The sequence below is a fragment of the Actinoplanes teichomyceticus ATCC 31121 genome (genome assembly GCF_003711105.1).
Taxonomy (GTDB): Bacteria; Actinomycetota; Actinomycetes; order Mycobacteriales; family Micromonosporaceae; genus Actinoplanes; species Actinoplanes teichomyceticus.
Genome location: NZ_CP023865.1, coordinates 3,774,853 through 3,796,106, shown reverse-complemented (window position 1 = coordinate 3,796,106; position 21,254 = coordinate 3,774,853). Strand labels below are relative to the sequence as shown.

At 76.7% G+C, this 21,254-nt stretch carries 2 protein-coding genes; both read right to left on the bottom strand.

The window, feature by feature from the left end; genetic code table 11:
- Positions 1–24 precede the first annotated feature (24 nt).
- Positions 25–1,248 carry an MFS transporter gene (locus ACTEI_RS16625; protein ID WP_122978491.1) on the bottom strand — a complete coding sequence of 408 codons (1,224 nt, stop codon included), beginning with the start codon at positions 1,246–1,248 and terminating at the stop codon, positions 25–27.
- Positions 1,245–21,245 (bottom strand): non-ribosomal peptide synthase/polyketide synthase, encoded by a 20,001-nt coding sequence (locus ACTEI_RS16620; RefSeq protein WP_122982201.1) that lies wholly within the window; start codon positions 21,243–21,245, stop codon positions 1,245–1,247. The genes ACTEI_RS16625 and ACTEI_RS16620 overlap by 4 nt, the downstream gene beginning before the upstream one ends.
- Positions 21,246–21,254: the final 9 nt, after the last annotated feature.

Genomic DNA, 21,254 nt, shown 5'->3' with positions numbered 1-21,254 from the left:
TTCGGTGTCGGGCGGATCGGTCGGTCACTCGGGTACCGGCGCCGGTTGACGCCGGGGCAGCGCGCGCAGCACCGGGCTGGCGGTGGCGAGGACCGTCACCACGGCCATGCCGGCGGCGCAGACCAGCACCGCGCCCGTGCCCGGGAGCAGCTCGGTGAGCAGCCCGCCGAGCACCGGGCCGAGCGCCCCGGCGGCGCCGGTCAGCAGTCCCAGCGCGCCGCTGAGCCGGCCGCGCAGCCCGTCCGGGGTGAGCAGCATCTGCTGGGTGACGATGGTGGTGTTCGCGGTCGGCGCGAGCAGGGCCATCAGGGCGAACAGGGCGCCGATCAGGTAGCCGTCGCGGGCCGGCGCGGTCAGCGGGACCAGGACGGACAGCACCCAGAACACCGCGGTGACCGAGACGTACGGGCCGAGCAGCCGGTGCAGCGGCGGCGCCAGCAGGGCGCCGGCCACCCCGCCCGCGCCGAGCATCGCGGCCATCAGCCCGATCTCGGCCGCGGTGGCGCCCCGCCGCTGCGCCAGCACGATCACCACCAGGTAGAAGGCGCTGAAGAACAGGTTCAGCACGACCGCGTACCCGGTGGTGGAGCGGATCACCGGGTGCCGCCACATCCAGCGCAGCCCGGCCAGCATCTCCGGACCCAGCCGGCGCACCGGCTCCGGCGCCGGCCGGCGCGGCGGCACCCGCAGGAAGGCCAGCGCGGCGAACGCGGCCACGTGGGTCAGCACGTCCACGGCGAACGGCAGGAACCGCCCGGCGGCGAACAGCACGCCGCCGGCCGCCGTGCCGGCCACCTGCCCCAGGGAGGTACGCGCCGCGTTGGCGGCGACCGCGGCGCCGAGCTGCTCCTCGGGCACCAGCGCGGCCAGGGTGGCGTCCTCGGCCGGCTCGAACAGCGCGGTGCAGACGCCGAGCACCGCCGCGACGGCGACCATGTGCGGCACCGTCGCCACCCCGGCGAGCACCGCGGCGACCAGACCGGCCAGCGCCAGCGCCTGTGCCGCCTCGCAGGCCAGCATCACCCGCTTGCGGTTCCAGCGGTCCGCGACCGCGCCGGCCGGCAGCCCCGCCACCAGCTGGGCGGCCGCGATGGCGCTCAGCACCAGGCCGGACGCGGCCGTGGAACCGCTGACCGCGAGCACCAGCAGCGGAAACGCGATCGTGGTGGCGTTGTGCCCGAACTCGGCGCCGGCCTGGCTCAGCCAGAGCAGCCGGTAGTCCCGGTTACGCGACAGCGGCGCCGTCACCCGTCCCCCCGCCGGCAGTCGTCGACGATGCCGCGCAACGCGGCGGCGAAGGACCCGGCCACCGCCGTCACCGCCGGCTCTTCGTACCGCCCGGCCGGGTAGTACCAGGTGAACTCCAGCTCGCCGCCGTGCACCGACCCGACCACCTCCAGCCCCTGCGCCCGCCGGTTGCGCGGGTCATGGTCCTGGCCGGGCGCCGGGTGGGCGTCGTGGTAGAGCGTCGCCCCGGCCTCCTGCGCCCGGGCGTCCCACTGACCCAGATAGTTGAAGACCGTCGCGGGCGCCTGCGCACCGGCCGCGAGCCGGTCCCGCACCTCGGGCGCGCCCAGGTAGCGCAGCGCGCCGTACCCGAAGCCGTTGCCGGGGATCGCCCGTAGCTGCCGGCGCACCGACTTGACCAAGGCCCGCCACGGCGATCCGGCGCCGGCCGGCACGTGCAGGGTGACCGGGTACATGGTGGTGAACCAGCCGACGGTCCGGGACAGGTCGACGTCGGGCAGGATCTCCTCCCGCCCGTGGCCCTCCAGCTGGATGCGGACCCGCTCGCTGCCGGTCCAGCCGGACAGCGCCGAGGCGAGCGCGGCCAGCAGCACGTCGTTGACCCGGGTCCGGTAGACCCCCGGCGCGGCGCGCAGCAGCACGTCGGTCTCGTCGGCGGTGAGGGCCACCGAGACGCTGCGGGTCGCGGCCGGCGCCTCCGCGGGCGCCGGCCCGGCAGCCGTGTCCGGCCCGGCCGGTGACGTGTCCGGCCCGGCCGCGGCGGCCCAGTACGCCACCTCGCCGTCGAGGGCGCCGCCGGCCACGTGCTCGGCCAGGCGCCGGGCCCAGTCCCGCACCGACGTGGTGCGGGCGCCGAGGTCGGCCGGCTCGCCGCGGGACAGCTGCCGGTAGACGGTGTCCAGGTCGTCGAGCAGGATGCGCCAGGAGACGCCGTCGACCACCAGGTGGTGGGCCAGCAGGAACAGGTAGGGCCGCCGAGCGCCGCCCCGGTCGAACAGCGTCGCCCCGAACAGCCCGCCGCGGCGCAGGTCGAAGGCGGCGTGCAGGCCGTCGGCGACCTTCTCCATCTCGGCCCGCTGCTGCTCGTCGTCGCCGGCGGCCAGCCGGTGCCGGCGCAGCACCGGCCCGGCCTCGACCGGCGCCAGCTCCTGACGCCAGCCGGCGCCTTCCGGGTGGAACACCGCGCGCAGGGCGTCGTGCCGGGCGACCAGCGCCGCCAGCGCGGCGTCGAGCGCGTCCTCGTCCACGCCGCCGGTGAGCTCCAGCAGCACGGCCTGGTTGAAGTGGTGCGGGTTGGCGGTGTGGGTCTCGAAGAACCAGCGCTGGATCGGGGTGAGCGGCACCTCGCCGACGACCGGGCCGCGGTCCGCGGCGCCGCCGGCCACCGGGGCGGCCACCTCGGCGAGCGCCGCGATGCTCTGCCGGGCGAACAGGTCCTTGGCGCTCAGGTGCAGGCCCGCCTGCCGGGCTCGGGAGACCACCTGGATGCTCAGGATGGAGTCGCCGCCGGAGTCGAAGAAGTTGTCGTGCACGCCGACGCGGTCGAGGCCGAGCACGTCGCTCCAGATCCCGGCCAGGGTGCGCTCGACGTCGGTGCGCGGGGCGACGTGTCCGGCGCTGTCCAGCGCCGCCGGGTCGGGGGCGGGCAGGGCGCGCCGGTCCACCTTGCCGTTGGCCGTGACCGGCAGCCGCGGCAGGGTCACGAACGCGGCCGGGATCAGGTGCTCCGGCAGGGCGCGGGCGAGGAAGGCGCGCAACGCCCCGGTGTCCGGCGCCGTCGTGCCGGGCTGCGGCACGACATAGCCCACCAGGCGTTTGACCCCCGGGCGGTCCTCGCGGGCGGCGACCACGGCCTGGGCCAGGCCGGGGTGGGCGGCCAGCGCGGCCTGCACCTCGCCCAGTTCGATCCGGAACCCGCGGATCTTGACCTGCTCGTCGGCGCGGCCGAGGAACTCCAGCTGACCGGCGGCGGTCCAGCGGACCAGATCGCCGGTGCGGTACATCCGGGTTCCGCGGCCGTCGAACGGGTCGGCCACGAACCGCTGCGCGGTCAGCCCGGGCCGGCGCAGGTAGCCACGGGCCAGACCGGGCCCGGCGACGTACAGCTCCCCGGCCACCCCGGTCGGCACCGGTTGCAGGCAGGCGTCCAGCACGTACACCCGGGTGTCCGGCAGCGGCCGGCCGATCGGCGGCGGCACCGGGCCGGGCTCCAGCGGGCCGGTCCAGGTGGCCACCACGGTCGCCTCGGTCGGGCCGTACGCGTTGATCATGCGGCGGCCGGGGGCCCAGCGGCTCACCAGCTCGGCGGTGCAGGCGTCGCCACCGGCGATCAGGGTGGCCAGGTCGGGCAGCCCGCCCTCGGGCAGCGTGGCCAGCGCCGCCGGCGGGATCAGCGCGTGGGTCACCCGCCGGTCGGCCAGCACCTGCCGCAGCGGTTCGCCGACCAGCGGGCCGGGCGGCGGGACCACCAGGGCGGCCCCGGCCGGCAGGGCCATGCACAGCTCCAGCACGGACGCGTCGAAGCTGGGCGAGGCGAACTGCAGCACCCGGTCGCCCGGCCGGACCGCGCAATGTGCGATCTCGGCGGCGCAGAACCCGGCGATGCCGGCGTGGGTGACGGTCACCGCCTTGGGGCGCCCGGTGGACCCGGAGGTGTAGATGACGTACGCGGGATGCTCCGGCCGCAGCGGCGCGCGCCGGTCCGCAGCGGTGACCCGCTTCCCCGGCTGCGCCGCCAGGGCGGCGGTGACGGCCGGGTCGTCGAGGATCAGCGGGCCGGCCGTGGCGCTCACCCGGCCGGCCAGATCGGACCGGGTGAGGATGAGCGCCGGCCGGGCGTCGTCGAGCATGAACGCGATCCGCTCGGCCGGGTAGTCCGGGTCGACCGGCAGGTAGGCCGCCCCGGCGCGGCCGGCGGCCAGCTGCGCCACGATGATCTCCACGGACCGGGGCAGCAGCAGCGCCACGATCGACTCCGGGCCGGCGCCGCGCTCGATCAGGAGGCGGGCCAGGCGGTTCACCCGGTCGTCCAGGCCGGCGTAGTCGACGGCGTCGTCGTCGTGCAGGATCGCCGTCGCGTGCGGGGTGTCCCGCGCCTGCGCGGCGAACAGCTCGTCCAGGGTCGCCGGCGGCACCGCCGCGCCGGTGTCGTTGAGCTCGACCAGCAGGCGGCGCCGTTCCGCGGCGGGCAGCATCGGCAGGTGCGCCACCGGGCGGTCCGGGTCCGCGGCGATGCCGGTGAGCAGCTCGGCCAGGTGGGCCGCCATCCGTTCGACGGTGGCGGCGTCGAACAGGTCGGTGTTGTAGGTCAGCGCCATCTCCAGGCCGTCGGCCGTCTCCTGGAACTCCATCGTCAGGTCCACCGGGGCCGTGGTGGTCGGCAGCTCGACCGGCTCGGCGCGCAGGCCGGGCAGCTGCGCCCTGGTGCCGGGCAGGTTCTGCAGCACCACCATCACCTCGAACAGCGGGGTCCGGCTCGGGTCCCGGACCGGTTGCAGCTCCTCGACCAGCCGCTCGAACGGCACGTCCTGGTGGGCGAAGGCGTCGTGCACGGTGTGCCGTACCCGGTCCAGCAGGTCGGTGAAGGGGCGGTCGGGGCGCACCGTGCCGCGCAGCACCACGGTGTTGACGAAGAAGCCGACCAGGTGCTCCAGCTCGGCGCGGTCACGGCCGGCGGTCACCGTGCCGACCGCCACGTCGCTCTGGCCGGACCAGCGGCTGAGCAGCACCTGGCAGGCGGCCACCAGGGTGGTGAACAGGGTGCCGCCGTGCCGCCGGCCGAGCGCCCGCAACCGGGTGGCGACCGGCTCCGGCAGTCGCGCCTCGTGGACCGCGCCGCTGCGGGTGTGCACCGGTGGGCGGGGCCGGTCGGTGGGCAGGTCCAGGCGGGCCACCCCGTCCAGCGTCTCCCGCCAGTACGCCAGCTGCTCGGCGAGGACCTCGCCGGTGAGCCGTTCGCGCTGCCAGGCGGCGAAATCGGCGTACCGCACCGGCAGGTCGGGCAGGTTCGGGGCGCGGCCGGCGAGCGCGGCGGCGTAGCACTCGGCCAGCTCGTCCAGCAGGACGCCGGTGGACCACCCGTCGGTGACGATGTGGTGCAGCACCAGCAGCAGGACGTGGTCGTCGCCGGCCAGGCGGATCAGCACCGGACGCAGCAGCGGCCCGGTGGCCAGGTCGAACGGGCGCCGCTCCTGCTGCGCCAGCACCCGCGCCAGCCGCTCGTCGCGCTCCCGCTCCGGCAGCTCCCCCAGATCGACCGGCTCCGGCGTCACCCGGTACGGCGGCCCGACCACCTGCCGGGCGTGGCCGTCCGCGGTGGTGTGGAAGGTGGTGCGCAGCGACTCCTGCCGGGCCACCAGCGCGGACAGCGCGTCGCCGAGCGCGCCGGTGTGCAGCTCGCCGCGCAGGCGCAGCGCCGTCGCGGTGTGGTACTCGCCGCCGGCCGGGTCCAGCTGGTGCAGGAACCAGAGCCGCTGCTGGGCGAACGAGAGCGGGGCCGGCCCGTCGGGTCGCCGCACGGCGATGGCGGCGGCCGGGGCGCGGTCGGGTTCCTGCAGCGCCGCGGCGAGCCGGGCCACCGTGGGATGGTCGAACAGCGCCCGCGGCGACAGCTGCACGCCGAACGCCGCGCGCAGCCGGGAGGTGACGCCGATGCTGGCGATGGAGTCGCCGCCGAGCGCGAAGAAGTCGTCCTCGGCGCCGACCCGCGATCGGCCCAGCACCTCGGCGAAGGCGGCGGCGACCCGCCGCTGCGCGTCGGTGCGCGGCGCGACGTACGCCGGTCCGGCCGGGTCGTCGGGCTGCGGCGCCGGCAGCGCCCGGCGGTCCAGCTTGCCGCTGCCGGTCAGCGGCAGCCGGTCGAGGGTGACGAAGACCGCCGGGACCATGTGCTCGGGCAGCGAGCGCCGCAGATGCTCGCGCAGCCGGCCGGCGCCGGGCGCGGGGTCGCCGTCGGCCACGACGTAGCCGACCAGCCGGGGGCTGCCCGGCCGGTCGGTGCGGGCCAGCACCGCGGCGGCGCGGACCCGCGGATGGGCGGCGAGCGCGGCCTCGATCTCGCCGAGCTCCACCCGCAGCCCACGGATCTTCACCTGGTGGTCGACGCGGCCCAGGTATTCCAGCAGGCCGTCCGGGGTCCACCGGGCCACGTCACCGGTGCGGTACATCCGGGTGCCGGCCGGGCCGTACGGGTCGGCCAGGAACCGCTGCGCGGTCAGCCCGGGCCGGCGCAGGTAGCCGCGCGCCAGCTGGACGCCGGCCAGGTACAGCTCGCCGGGCACGCCGGGCGGGACCGGGCGCAGGAACCGGTCGAGCACGTACGCCCGGGTGTTCCACACCGGCCGGCCGATCGGCACCGGCGCGCCGGCCCAGCCCGGCGGGCACGCGAACGAGGTGACGTCGACCGACGCCTCGGTGGGCCCGTACAGGTTGTGCAGCGGCACGTCGAGCAACCGCTGCCAGGCGGTGACCAGGTCGCCGGGCAGCGCCTCGCCGCTGCACAGCACCCGGCGCAGGCCGGTGCAGCCGGCCGCGGCCGGTTCGGCGACGAAGGCGCGCAGCATGGACGGCACGAAGTGGACCGTGGTGACCGCCGCGTCCTGGATCAGCCGGGCCAGGTAGGCCGGGTCCCGGTGCCCGTCCGGGCGGGCCACCACCAGGGTGGCGCCGGTGATCAGCGGCCAGAAGAACTCCCACACCGACACGTCGAAGCCGGCGGGCGTCTTCTGCAGCACCACGTCGTCGGGGCCGAGCCGGTACTCGTGCTGCATCCACCGCAGCCGGTTGACGATGCCCTCGTGCGGCACCACCACGCCCTTCGGGCGGCCGGTGGACCCGGAGGTGTAGATGACGTACGCCGGGTCGCCCGGCCGGGCCGCCGGCAGCGCGCCCGCGGCCGGCGCGGGCAGGCCAGCGCCGTCGCCTACGCTCTCCGGCCGGTCGAGCACGAGCACCGGCCGGACGTCGTCGCGCATGAACGCCACCCGCTGCCGCGGCAGATCCGTCTCGATCGGCAGGTAGGCGGCCCCGGAGCGGAGCACCGCCAGCAGCGCGACCACCAGCTCCAGCGAGCGGGGCAGCGCGACGGCGACGAACCGGCCGGGACCGGCGCCCGCGGCGACCAGCCGGGCGGCCAGCCGCGCCGCCCACGCGTCCAGCTCGGCGTAGCTCAGCTCGCGGTCCTCGAAGACCACCGCGCGGGCGCCCGGGGTGCGCGCCGCCTGCTCGGCGAGCAGATCGGTCAGGGTGCCGGCCGGTACCGGCCGCGCGGTGTCGTTGAAGCCGGTCAGGACCGGCTCCAGCTCCGCGCCGGTGCACCAGGGCAGCCGCCCGGGGGCGCGGCCCGGGTCGGCGGCGATCTCGCCGAGCACGGTACGCAGCCGCCCGGCCAGCGCGGTCACCGTGTCCCGGTCGAACAGCCGCGGGTCGTAGGCCAGCTCGAAGCGCATCGTGTCGTCGAGGTACGCGGTGAGGCTGAGCGCGAAGGTGGTGGTGTCCACGCCGTCGGCCGCGAGCACCCGGGGACCGTCCCCGGTCGCGGCGCCGTCGACCGGATAGTTCTCGAACGCCACCATGCTGGTGAACAGCTCCGCGCCCGGCGGCAGCTCACCGGCGCCGCGCAGCTCGGCCAGCGACGCGTGGTCGTGGCGGCGGGCCTCGCTCTGCTGCAGTTGCAGGCGGCGCAGCCAGGAGACGGCGTCCACACCGTCGTCGACGGTCACCCGGGTCGGCAGCGTGTTGATGAACATGCCGATCATCGACTCCACCCCGGCCAGCTCGGCCGGGCGGCCGGAGACGGTGGTGCCGAAGACCACGTCGCGCTCGCCGCTGTGGTGCGACAGCAGCAGCGCCCACGCGCCCTGCACCACGGTGTTCAGCGTGAGGCCGTTGCGCCGGGCGGTGTCGTGCAGCCGGGCGGACTCGGCCGGGTCCAGCCGCATCCGTACCGCCTGCGAGGTCTCGGTGCGGTGGGTGCCGGCCGGCGGCCGGTCGTACGGCAGCGGGGTGGCCGCGCGCAACCCGGCGAGCACCCCGGCCCAGTAGCGGCGCGCCTCGGCCCGGTCCTGCGCGTCGAGCCAGGACAGGTAGTCGCGGAACGGCCGGCGCGGGGTGAGCCGGGGCGCGCGGCCGGTCACCGCGGCGGCGTACTCCTCGAGGACCTCGCCGACGATGGCGGCGGTGCTCCAGCCGTCCAGGATGATGTGGTGCGAGGTCCACACCAGCAGCACCTCGTCGTCGGTGAGCCGGGCGATCGTCAGGCGCAGCAGCGGCGCGCGGGTCAGGTCCAGGCCGGCCGCCCGGTCGGCCGCGCACAGCCGGTCCAGTTCCGCGTCCTGCTCGGCGGCGCCGTGCGAGCGCAGGTCCCGGTGGGTGACCGGGACGCGGACTCCGGCGTGCACGATCTGCACCGGCTGGGCCAGGCCCTCCCAGGCCACGGCGGTGCGCAGCACCGGCGTGCGGTCGGCGACCCGCTGCCAGGCCGCGGCGAGCTCCCGCGGGTCGCGCACCCCGGCCAGCCGGGCCCGGGTCTGGTCCGAGTAGGCGCCCGAGTCGCGGTCGACCAGGCTGTGGAACAGCATGCCGGCCTGCAGCGGGGTCAGCGGGTACACGTCCTCGACACCCCGGCCGTCGCCGGCCAGCCGGTCCACGGCGGCCTGGTCCAGGCGGGCCAGCGGGAAGTCGGACGGGCTGCGCCCACCGGCCTCCGGGCGGGCGCAGTACGCCACGATCCCGGTCAGCGCCCGCAGCGTGTCCTCGGCCAGCCGCCGCACCGTGGCCTCGTCGAACATCTCGCCGGCGTACGTCCAGTCCAGGTGCAGCCGCCCGCCGGTGACCGCCGCGGTCACCTCGATCAGATAGCCGCGGTCGGTGTCCGGGGCGACGTCCGCGCCGATGCCGGGATGCCAGCCGCGGTACAGGCCGGTGGGATCGTCCCCGCCGAGCTCCCACTGGCCGTGGTAGTTGACGCAGATCCGCGGCATCGCCTGCGCGCGCAGCACCTCGGCCGGGGAGCCGGGCGCGCTCAGGTAGCGCAGGGCGCCGTAGCTGAGCCCGCGGTGCGGCACCGCGCGCAGCTGCTCCTTGACCGCGGTCAGCACCGCGCCCCAGTCGCCGGACGGCACGGTCAGCGCGACCGGGAACTCGGCGGTGAACCAGCCGACGGTCCGGCTCAGGTCGACGCCGTCGAACAGCTCCTGCCGCCCGTGTCCCTCCAGCGCGATCGCCACCCGGTCCCGGCCGGTCCAGTCGGCCAGCACCCGGCCCAGCGCGCTGAGCAGCACGTCGTTGGCCTGGGTGCGGTACACCGGGGGCACCTGGCGCAGCAGCGCGTCGGTCTGCGCGCGGGGCAGCCGTACGGTGCAGGTCCGTGCGGACCCGGTGGTGTTGCCGCCGGGCCGGTCCACCGGCAGGTCCGCGCTCGCCGCGCCGGCCGCCACCCAGTACGGCAGCGCGTCGTCCAGGGCGCCGGCGGCCACGTGCGCGGCCAGCCGGTGCGCCCACGCGGTGTACCCGGCGCCGACCGCCGGCAGCGCGACCGGCCGACCGGCCGCCAGGTCGTGGTACGCCCGTTGCAGGTCGTCCAGCAGGATCCGCCAGGACACCCCGTCGACGACCAGGTGGTGCACGGCCAGGAACAGCTGCGGCGGCAGCGCGCGGCCGTGGTCGAACAGGACCGCCCGCAGCATCGGACCGGTGACCGGGTCGAGGCCGCGCTGCGCGTCGAGCGCGTGCCGGTGCAGCGCGGCGGGCCGCTCGTGGTCGCCGGCGCCGGACAGGTCCACCCGGGTCAGCGGCGCCGCGGCGGACGGCGCCGGCTCCTGGGTCCAGCCGTCCGGGCCGTGCCGCAGCCGCATCCGCAGCGCGTCGTGGTGGGCGACGAGCGCGTCCAGGGCCGCGCCGAGCACCTGCGGGTCCACGTCGGCGGGCAGGTCGACCAGCATCGACATGGCGAAGTGGCCGAGCCGGTCCGGCTGGTGACCGACGAACCAGCGCTGGATCGGGGTGAGCGGGGCCGGGCCGGTGACCGGTTCGCCGGCCGCGCCCGGCGGCAGCTCCGCGGTGGCGACCAGGGCCAGCTCGGCCACGCTCTGGTGAGCGAAGATGTCCTTGGAGGTGATCCGCAACCCGGCCGCCCGGGCCCGGGACACCACCTGGATGCTCAGGATCGAGTCGCCGCCGAGCGCGAAGAAGTTGTCGGTCACGCCGACCCGCTCGGCGCCGAGCACGTCCGCCCAGATCTCGGCGAGCCGCCGCTCCACGGCGGTACGCGGCGCCACGTACGCCGTCTCGTCACCGGTGGGCACGGGCGGCTCAGGCAGCGCCCGGCGGTCCAGTTTGCCGGTGTGGGTGGTGGGCAGCCGGTCGAGCACCACGAACACCGCCGGCACCAGGTAGTCCGGCAGGGACCGCTTGAGCCAGGACCGCAGCCGCTCGGCGCCGGGATCACGCCCGCCGGTGGTGACCAGGTAGGCGACCAGCCGCTGATGCCCGCCGTCGGCGGTGGCGTGCGCCACCACCACCGCCTCGGTGACGTCCGGGTGGGCGGTCAGCGCGGCCTCCACCTCGCCCGGCTCCACCCGGAACCCGCGGATCTTCACCTGCTCGTCGGCGCGGCCGAGGAACTCCAGCGCGCCGGCCGCGGTCCAGCGGGCACGGTCGCCGGTGCGGTACATCCGCTCCCCCGGCCCGCCGTACGGGTCGGCCAGGAACCGCTGCGCGGTCAGCCCGGGGCGGCCCAGGTAGCCGCGGGCCACCTGAGCCCCGGCCAGGTACAACTCCCCCGCAACCCCGGCCGGGACCGGCGCCAGCCGCTCGTCGAGCACGTACGCGCGCAGGTTCGGCAGCGGCCGGCCCAGCGCCGGGCGGCCCGGCCCGACCCGGCCGGCGACCGCGTCCACCGCGCACTCGGTGGGGCCGTACATGTTGTAGGCGATCACCCCGGCCGTCGCCAGGTCGCGCCACAGCGACTCGTCCATCGCCTCCCCGCCGACCAGCAGCAGGTCCGGGCGGTGCCGGGGGTCGGTGAGCAGCCCCGCGGCGAGCAGCTGCCGGGCCAGCGACGGGGTGACGTCGACGAGATCGATCCGGTGCTCGACGACGTAGCGCACGAACGCGCCGGCGTCCGCGCGCACCTCGTCGCCGAGCACGTGGACCTCGTGGCCGCCGGCGAGCAGCAGCAGCTCCTCCCAGGACGAGTCGAAGGCGAACGTCGCGGACAGGGCGGCGCGTACCGGCCGGTCGCCGTGCCGGGCCGCGAAGTCGGCGAGCGGGCCGGTGCGCTGGTGGGCAAGCAGATTGACCAGCTGCCGGTGCTCGACCGCGACGCCCTTGGGCCGGCCGGTCGAGCCGGAGGTGTAGATGACGTACGCGGTGTTCCCCGGGCGCGGCGGGCGGCGGTCCGCGCCGGTGAGCGGGGCCGCGGAAGCGCGCCGCAGCCGCTCGCCGACCGCCGGGTCGTCCAGGGCCAGCGCGCGCCGCGCCCGCCCGGCGCCGGCCGTGGTGACCACCAGCACCGGCGCGGCGTCGCGCAGGACCAGGTCGATCCGGTCGGCGGGCTGGTCCGGGTCGACGCACAGATGCGCGGCCCCGGTGCGGGCGGCCGCGAGCATCGCGACGACCAGGTCGGCGCCGCGCGGCAGCAGCAGCGCCACGATCCGCTCCGGGCCGCACCCGTGCCGCAGCAGCAGCCGGGCCAGCCGGTTGGCCCGCTCGTCGAGTTCCGCATAGGTCAGGGTCTGCGAGCCGCAGACCAGGGCGGTGGCCCCCGGCGTGCGGGCCGCCTGGGCGGCCACCAGCTCCGGGAAGCAGGCCGGCGGCGCCGTCTCGGCCGGGCCGTTCTGGTACGCCGGCAGCTGCGCCCGCTCGGCGGCGGTCAGCAGCGGCAGCCGGCCCACCGGCCGGTCCGGGTCGGCGACCACCGCCTCCAGCAGGACGCCCAGGTGCCCGGCCAGCCGCGCCACGGTCGCCGCGTCGAACAGGTCGGTGTTGTACTCCACCGCCGCGGCCAGCGTGCCGTCACGCTCCTCGAACTCGAAGGTCAGGTCGTGACTGGCGGTGACCAGCGGCGGGGGCAGCTCGGTGACCTCCAGGCCGGTCAGGCGGGGCGCCTCGGACGGCAGGTTCTGCAGCGTCACCAGCACGTCGAACAGCGGGTTGCGGCTGGTGTCGCGGGGCGGCCGCAGCTCGTCGACGAGCCGTTCGAACGGCACGTCCTGACGGGCGAAGGCGTCGCGCACGGTGCCGCGGACCCGGCCCAGGAAATCGGCGAACGACTCCTCGGCGGCGACCGGCGAGCGCAGCACCACGGTGTTGACGAAGAAACCGACGATCCGCTCCAGGCCGGGGTGCTCCCGGCCGGAGGTGACCGTGCCCAGCGTGATGTCGTCCTGCCCGGACCAGCGGCTCAGCAGCACCTGGCAGGCGGCCACCAGGGTGGTGAACAGGGTGCAGTCGTGGTCGCGGCCCAGCCGCCGCAGCCCCGCGGTGAGCGCGGCGGGCAGCCGGAACTCGTGCGACGCGCCGGCCGAGGTCCGCACCGGCGGCCGGGGCCGGTCGGTCGGCAGCTCCAGCGGGACCAGCCCGGCCAGCTGCCGCCGCCAGTAGCCGATCTGCTCGTCCAGCCCGGGACCGGTGAGCCGGTCGCGCTGCCACACCGCGAAGTCGGCGTACTGCACCGGCAGGGCGGGCAGCTGGGCGGGGCGGGCGTGCCGGGCGGCGTCGTACAGTTCGCCGAGCTCGTCGGCGAGCACCCCGCCGGACCAGCCGTCGGTGACGATGTGGTGCAGCACCAGCAGCAGCACGTGCTCGTCCGCTCCGGTGACCGCCAGCACGGCGCGCAGCAGCGGGCCGGTACGCAGGTCGAACGGGCGCCCGGCCGCGGCGGCGAGCAGGCCGGGCAGCGCCTGCGAGCGGCCGGTCAGGTCGTGCAGCTCCGGCGCCACCGGGTACGGGTCGCCGATGACCTGCACGCCCCGGCCGTCGACGGTGTCGAAGGTGGTCCGCAGCGACTCGTGCCGGGCGACCAGCCCGGTCAGCGCCGCGGCCAGGGCGTCGCGGTCCAGCGGCCCCCGCAGGCGCAGCGCCAGCGGGCTCAGGTACTCGGCGCCGCCGGGGTCGAACCGGTCCAGGAACCACAGCCGCTGCTGGGCGAAGGACAGCGGCAGCGGGCCGGTACGCGGCGCCGGGGTCACCGGCGCGACCCGCGGCCGACCGGCCGCCTCGTCGAGCAGGGCGGCCAGGGCGGCCAGGTCCGGGGCGTCGAACACCGCGCGCGGGGACACCCGTACGCCGGACTCCTCCCGCAGCCGGGAGGTCACCCGCATGCTCAGGATGGAGTCGCCGCCGAGGTCGAAGAAGTTGTCGGTGACCCCGACCCCGGCCACGCCCAGCACCTCCGCCCAGATCCGGGCGGTCAGCCGCTCGGCGGCGGTGCGCGGCGCCACCGACGCGCTGCCGCCGGCGCCGCCGAAGTCCGGCTCCGGCAGCGCCCGCCGGTCCAGCTTGCCGCTGGTGGTCGTGGGCAGCCGGTCGACGCCGACGAACGCCGCCGGGATCAGGTAGTCCGGCAGCGACCGGCCGAGCCACGCCCGCAGCTCACCGGCGGCCGGCAGGGTGGCGCCGGCGGCCGGGACCAGGTATCCGACCAGCCGCCGCAGCGCCGGGCCGCTCTCGTGCGCCACCACCGCGGCGGCGCTGAGGTCCGGGTGCGCGAGCAGGGCCGCCTCGATCTCACCGGGCTCGATCCGGAAGCCCCGGATCTTGATCTGCTGGTCCGCGCGGCCGAGGTACTCCAGCCGGCCGTCGCCGGTCCAGCGGACCAGGTCGCCGGTGCGGTACAGGCGCTGCCCGCCCGCGCCGAACGGGTCGGCGACGAAGCGCTGCGCGGTCAGGCCGGGCCGGTCCAGGTAGCCGCGGGCCACCTGGTCGCCGCCGAGGTACAGCTCGCCGGTCACCCCGGGCGGCACCGGGCGCAGGCCGCGGTCCAGCACGTACGCCCGCTGGTTGCGGCCGGGCCGCCCGATGACCGGCCGGTCGGCGTCGGCGACCCGGCACCACACCGCGTCCACCGCGCACTCGGTCGGGCCGTAGTAGTTGTAGCCGGTGACGTGGCTGCCGGCGAGCTCGCGCCACAGGGCCGGCTCGGCGGCCTCCCCGCCCAGCATGACCACGCGCGGGTATCCGTGACCCGCGTCGAGCAGGCCGGCGGTGACCAGCTGCCGGGCGTACGACGGGGTCAGGTCGAGCAGGTCGACGTGGTGCTCGGTGATGTAGCCGACCATGGCGTCCGGGTCGAGCCGCACGTCGTCGTCGATGACGTGCAGGCGGTGCCCGGCGGCCAGGAACAGCAGGCCCTCCCAGGAGGTGTCGAACGAGAACGCCGCGGTCAGCGCCACGGTCAGGCGGCGGCCGGCGGCGCGGTGCTCCGGCTCGATCAGGTCGGTGAGGTGGTCGAAGTAGAGGGTGCTCAGCTGCCGGTGCTCGACCACGACGCCCTTGGGCCGGCCGGTGGAGCCGGAGGTGTAGATCAGGTAGGCGGCGTTGCCGGGCCGCAGCGGGGCCCGCCGGTCGGCGTCGGTGGGCGCGGTGTCCGGGCAGTCCCGCAGCGCCGCCTCGGTCGCCGGGTCGCCGGGCCGCAGCACGGGCCGGTCGCCGGTGTCCGGGGGCGTGGCGCCGAGGATCACGGCGGCGCCGGCGTCGCGGCACAGCAGCGCGATGCGGTCGGCGGGCAGCGCCGGGTCGACGGGCAGGTGGACGCCGCCGGCCTTGAGCACGGCCAGGATCGCGACGACGGTGTCGGCGCCGCGGGGCAGGGTGACCGCGACGACCTGTTCCGGGCCGGCACCGGCCCGGATGAGCAGGTGGGCGAGCCGGTTGGCGCGCGCCTCCACCTCGGCGAAGGTGAGCCGCACGTCGCGGAACACCAGGGCGGTGCGGTCCGGGGTGCGCCGGGCCTGCTCGGCGAAGACGTCCGGGAACAGGGTGGCCGGCATCGGACAGGTGGCGCCGGCCCACGCGCCGAGCACCCGGTCGCGCTCCGCGGCGCTCATCCAGTCCAGGTCGGCCAGCGGGCGCCACGGGTCGGCGGCGACGGCCAGCAGCAGCCGCCGCAGCCGGTCGGTCAGGGTCCGGGCGGTGCCGGCGTCGAACAGCTGCGGGTCGTACGCCAGCTCCAGCCCCAGCCCGTCGGCCAGGTGCGCGCTCAGCGCCAGCGGGAAGTTGGTGGTGTCGGTGCTGCGCGCCTCGATCAGCCGCAGTTCGCCGGCGGCCACGGCGTCGGCGTCGTACGGGTAGTTCTCGAAGACCACGACGCTGTCGAACAGGTTCGTGCCCGGTGGCAGGCCGGTGCAGCCGCGCAGCTGCGCCAGGGCCACCCAGTCGTAGCGACGGGCCTCGCTCTGCGCCTCCTGCAGCCGCCGCAGCCAGGCGGCGGCCGGCTCCCGGTCGGCCACGACGACCCGGGTCGGCACGGTGTTGATGAACATGCCGATCATCGACTCGACGCCGGGCAGGTCGGCGGGGCGGCCGGACACGGTGGTGCCGAACACCACGTCCGGTTCGCCGCTGTACCGCGACAGCAGCAGCGCCCAGGCGCCCTGCACCACGGTGTTGACGGTGAGGCCGTGCTGCCGGGCGGCGTCGCGCAGCGCGGTGGACTCGGCGCCGGTGAGCCGGATCCGGACCGTCTCGGCGGATTCGGCGCGGTGCGCCTCGACCGGCTGGCGGTCGTACGGCAGCGGGGTCGGCGCGGTCACGCCGGCCAGCACGGTACGCCAGTACCGGTGCGCCTCGCCCTCGTCCTGCCCGGCCAGCCAGGCCAGGTAGTCGCGGAACGGGCGACGGTGGGCGCCGGCGTGCGCCCGGCCCCGGACCGCGGCCGTGTACTCCTGCGCGACCTCGGCGAACACCTGTCCGACGCTCCAGCCGTCGAGCAGCACGTGGTGTGCGGTCCACAGCAGCAGCACCTCGTCGTCGGCGGTGCGCGCGACGGCCAGGCGCATCAGCGGCGCGCGGGTCAGCGCAAGCGGCACGGCCCGGTCGGCGGCCAGCAGGTCGTCGAGGGCGGCCCGCCGGCCGGGCGCGGACAGGCCCCGCCAGTCGTGGTGGGTGACCGGCAGGTCGACGTGGCGGTGCACCACCTGCAGCGGCCGGTCGACGCCCTCCCACACCACGCGGGTACGCAGCGCCGGGGTCCGGTCGGCGACCCGCTGCCACGCGGCGGCCAGCGCGTCCGGGTCGGTGACGCCGGCCAGCCGGATCGTCGTCCGGTCGGCGTACACGGTGGAGCCGGCGTCGACGAGGCTGTGGAACACCATGCCGGCCTGCAGCGGGGTCAGCGGGTACACGTCCTCGACGGCGCGCCCGTCGCCGGCCACCCGGTCCACCCCGGCCTGGTCCAGCCCGGCCAGCGGGAAGTCGCCGGGCGAGCGCCCGCCGGCGTGCGGCGCACGGCAGTGCGCGACGATCGCGCGCAGCGCCTCGACCATCGCGCCGGCCAGGCCGCGCACGGTCCGCCCGTCGTGCACCTCGTCGCTGTACTGCCAGGTCAGGTGCAGCTCGCCGGCCTGTACCAGCCCGGTGACCTCCAGCAGGTAGGCCGGCCGCAGGTCCGGGGCGAGGTCGGGACCGATCCCGTCGTGGCGGTCGCGGAACAGCCCGGCCCCGTCCGATCCCTCCCACTGCCCGTGGTAGTTGAAGCACACCTGCGGCAGGGCCCGCCCGTGCAGCGCGGTGGCCGACGGTGCCAGGTAGCGCAGCGCCTCGTAGCTGAGCCCGCGGTGCGGCACCGCCCGCAGCCGCTCCTTGACCGCGAGCAGGGTCCGGCCCCAGTCCCGACCGGCCGGCAGGTCCAGGGTGACCGGGAACTGGGTGGTGAACCAGCCGACGGTCCGGCCCAGGTCGACGCCGTCGAACAGCTCCTCGCGGCCGTGTCCCTCCAGCGCGATCGCCACCCGGTCCCGGCCGGTCCAGTCGGCCAGCACCCGGCCCAGCGCGCTGAGCAGCACGTCGTTGATCTGGGTGCGGTACACCGGGGGCACCTGGCGCAGCAGCGCGTCGGTGTCCGCGCGGCCCAGCCGGACCGACACGGTCCGCACCGACGCCGCGACGCCCGCGCCGTCCCGGTCCACCGGCACCGGCAGCGGCTCGGGGCAGGCGGCCCAGTGCGGCAGCGCGTCGTCGAGGCCACCGGCCGCGACGTGCCCGGCCAGCCGGCGCGCCCAGTGCGTGAACGGCGTGCCGGCCGGCGGCAGCGACACCGGCTGCCCGGCCACGAGCTGCCGGTAGGCGGTCTCCAGGTCGTCCAGCAGGATCCGCCAGGACACCCCGTCGACGACCAGGTGGTGGGCGATCAGCAGCAGCCGCGGGGGCTGGTCCGGGCCGCGGAACAGGACCGCGCCGAACATCCGGCCGGTGGCCGGGTCCAGGTCGGCGCGCAGCGCGGCGGCTGCCGCGAGCCGTTGCGGGCCGGGCCGGTCACCGGTCAGCTCACAGATCCGCAGCGGCGCCGGGGCGGCGTCGGCGGGGTGCTGGACCGGGTCGCCGGGGTCCGCGGTGAACGCCAGGCGCAGCGCCTCGTGGTGCCCGGCGACCGCGTGCAGCGCCCGCTGAAGCGCCGGCACGTCCACGTCCGGCGCCAGGTCGAGGGTCATCGACATGGTGAAGTGGCGCGGCAGCCCGTACGTGTCGAGCAGCCAGCGCTGGATCGGCGTGAGCGGGGCCGGGCCGGCGGCCACCGGCGCGGCGGCGGGCGTCCCGGCGGCGGTGGCCAGCGGCGCCAGGTCGGCGATGCGCTGGTGCAGGAAGACGTCCCGGGAGGTGATCCGCAGCCCGGCCGCCCGGGCCCGGGACACCACCTGGATGCTCAGGATCGAGTCGCCGCCGAGCGCGAAGAAGTTGTCGGTCACGCCGACCCGCTCGGCGCCGAGCACGTCCGCCCAGATCTCGGCGAGCCGCCGCTCCACGTCGGTACGCGGCGCCACGTACGCCGTCTCGTCACCGGTGGGCACGGGCGGCTCAGGCAGCGCCCGGCGGTCCAGTTTGCCGGTGTGGGTGGTGGGCAGCCGGTCGAGCACGACGAACGCGGACGGCACCATGTACTCCGGCAGCCGGCCGCGCAGCCGGTCCCGCAGCGCGCCCGGGTCCGGCCGGTCGCCGGCGGCCACCAGGTAGGCGACCAGCCGCTGGTGCCCGGCCCGGTCCGGGCGGGCCACCACGGCGGCCTCGGCCACCCCGGGCACGCCCAGCAGCGCGGACTCGATCTCGCCGGGTTCGATCCGGAACCCACGGATCTTGACCTGCTCGTCGGTACGACCGCGATAGTCCAGCATCCCGTCGGCGGTCCACCGCACCCGGTCGCCGGTGCGGTACATCCGCTCCCCCGGCCCGCCGTACGGGTCGGCCAGGAACCGCTGCGCGGTCAGCCCGGGGCGGCCCAGGTAGCCGCGGGCCACCTGAGCCCCGGCCAGGTACAACTCCCCCGCAACCCCGGCCGGGACCGGCGCCAGCCGCTCGTCGAGCACGTACGCGCGCAGGTTGCCCAGCGGCCGGCCGACCAGCGGCCGGGCGCCGGCGACCCGGCACGACACCGCGTCGACCGTGCACTCGGTCGGGCCGTAGAAGTTGTACGCCGTGGTCGCCGGCGCCGCGCCCAGCTGCCGCCAGAGCGCCGCGGTCAGCGCCTCACCGCCGAGCATCAGCACGCCCGGGTGATGCGCGCCGTCGCCGAACAGCCCGGCCGGCAGCAGCTGCTGCAGGTAGGACGGGGTCACGTCGAGGAAGTCGATGCGCTGCTCGCGGACGTAGCCGACCAGCGCGGCCGGGTCCAGGCGGGTGCTCTCGTCGATGACGTGCAGCTCGTGCCCGTCGGCCAGCAGCAGCGGCCCCTCCCACGAGGTGTCGAACGACAACGCCGCGGTCAGCGCCACCCGCAGCCGGCGCCCGGCCGCGGCGCTCAGGCCGTGCCGGTGCTGGTGGAACAGGTTCGCCAGCTGGCGGTGCTCGACCGTGACGCCCTTGGGCCGGCCGGTCGAGCCGGAGGTGTAGATGACGTAGGCCGCGTGGGCCGGGGTGAGCCGGGCCGGCCGGTCGGCGTCGGTGGGCGCCCGGTCGTCGAGCGCGGCCAGCTCACCGGCGGTGTCCGGGGCGGTCAGGTCGATCCGGGCCACGCCGTGCGCGACGTCCAGCGGCCCGGCGGTCAGCAGCAGCACCGGCGCCGCGTCGTCCAGCACGAACCCGATCCGCTCGGCCGGCAGGTCCGCGTCCAGCGGCAGGTACACGCCGCCGGCCTTGGCGACGGCCAGCAACGCCACCACCGCGTCGGCCGTGCGCGGCAGCGCCACCGCCACCGCGCGCTCCGGGCCGGCGCCGTGCCGCAGCAGCAGCCGGGCCAGCCGGTTGGCCCGCGCGTCCAGCTGCCGGTAGGTCAGCGTCCCGTCCCGGCAGACCAGCGCGGTGACGTCCGGCGTGCGCCGCGCCTGCGCCTCGAACAGCTCGCCGAAGGTGGCCGCGGGGTGCTCGGCGCGGGCGCCGCGCCCCCACGCCAGCACCTGCCGTCGCTCGTCGGCGCCGAGCAGCCGCAGCTGCCCGATCCGGCGCCCCGGATCCCCGCCGAGGTCGTCCAGCAGGGTCAGCAGGTGACCGGTCATCCGCTCCACGGTGCTCGCGTCGAACAGGTCGGTGTTGTACTCGACGAAGCCGGTGAGGGTCCCGTCGCGCTCCTCGAACTCCACCGACACGTCGAAGGTCGCGGCGCGCCGGGTGAGCGGCACCTCCTCGACCCGCAGGTCGCCCATCCGCGGGGTGGACCGGCGGTCGCCGTGCAGCAGCACCATGACGTCGAACAGCGGGTTGCGGCTGACGTCGCGGGCCGCGCCGGCCGCCTCGATCAGCCGCTCGAAGGCCACGTCGCCGTGCGCGACGGCGTCCAGCGTGGTGGCGCGCATCCGGCCGAGGAACTCGGCGACCGTGCAGCCCGGGTCCACCCGGGAGCGCAGCACCACGGTGTTGACGAAGAAGCCGACCAGCCGTTCCAGTTCCGGGCGGTCCCGGCCGGACACCACCGTGCCGAGGGCCACGTCGTCCTGCCCGGCGTAGCGGGCGAACAGCAGCGCGCAGGCGGCGGTCAGGGTGGTGAAGAGGGTGGTCTCGTGGGCGCGGGCCAGCGCGGCGAGCCGGCCGGTGACGGCGGCCGGCACGGCGAACGGGTGCACCGCGCCGTGCGAGGTGCGCACCGCCGGCCGGGGCCGGTCGGTGGGCAGGTCCAGCACGGGCAGGCCGGCCAGTTGCCGGGCCCAGTAGTCGGCATGCCGGCGCGCCACCTCCCCGGACGCCCGGGCGCGCTGCCAGACCGCGAAGTCGGCGTACTGCACCGGCAGCGGCGCCAGGGTGGCCGGGCCGCCGTCGCGGGCCTGCCCGTAGAGCGTGCCCAGGTCGTCCACCAGCACGCCCATCGACCAGCCGTCGGTGACGATGTGGTGGGCGGCCAGCAGCAGGACGTGCTCGTGCGGCGCGAGGCGGAACACCGTCGCGCGCACCAGCGGCCCGGTCCGCAGGTCGAAGGGGGCCGCGTAGGCGGTGAACAGCAGCTCGTCGAGCGCGGCGCCGTCCGGGCGCGGGCCGGCCACCTCGACCACCGGCACCGGCAACGGCGACGGCGGGTGCACCACCTGCACGGCGCGGCCGTCCACGTCGTCGAACGTGGTGCGCAACGACTCGTGCCGGGCCACCAGCTCGCGGATCGCCGTGGTGAGCGCGGCCACGTCGAGCTCGCCGGTCAGGCGCAGCGCCAGGGCGCTGTTGTACTCGGAGTCGCCGGGCGCGAACCGGTCCAGGAACCACAGCCGCTGCTGGGCGAAGGACAGCGGCAGGCGCTGATCCCGGGGGGCGGCGGGGATCCGGTCGGCGGCCCCGGTCGTGCCCGCCGCGCCGGACAGCCGCCGGCGCAGCGCACGCTGCAGGTGCTCGGGCAGGGCGGCGACGCGACTCCGCTGGTCGGAGGACATCCGGTGCTC

Excerpts from the sequence above, each read along its gene's own strand:
- ACTEI_RS16620 (WP_122982201.1), bottom strand. The coding sequence starts at position 21,245 with ATGTCCTCCGACCAGCGGAGTCGCGTCGCCGCCCTGCCCGAGCACCTG.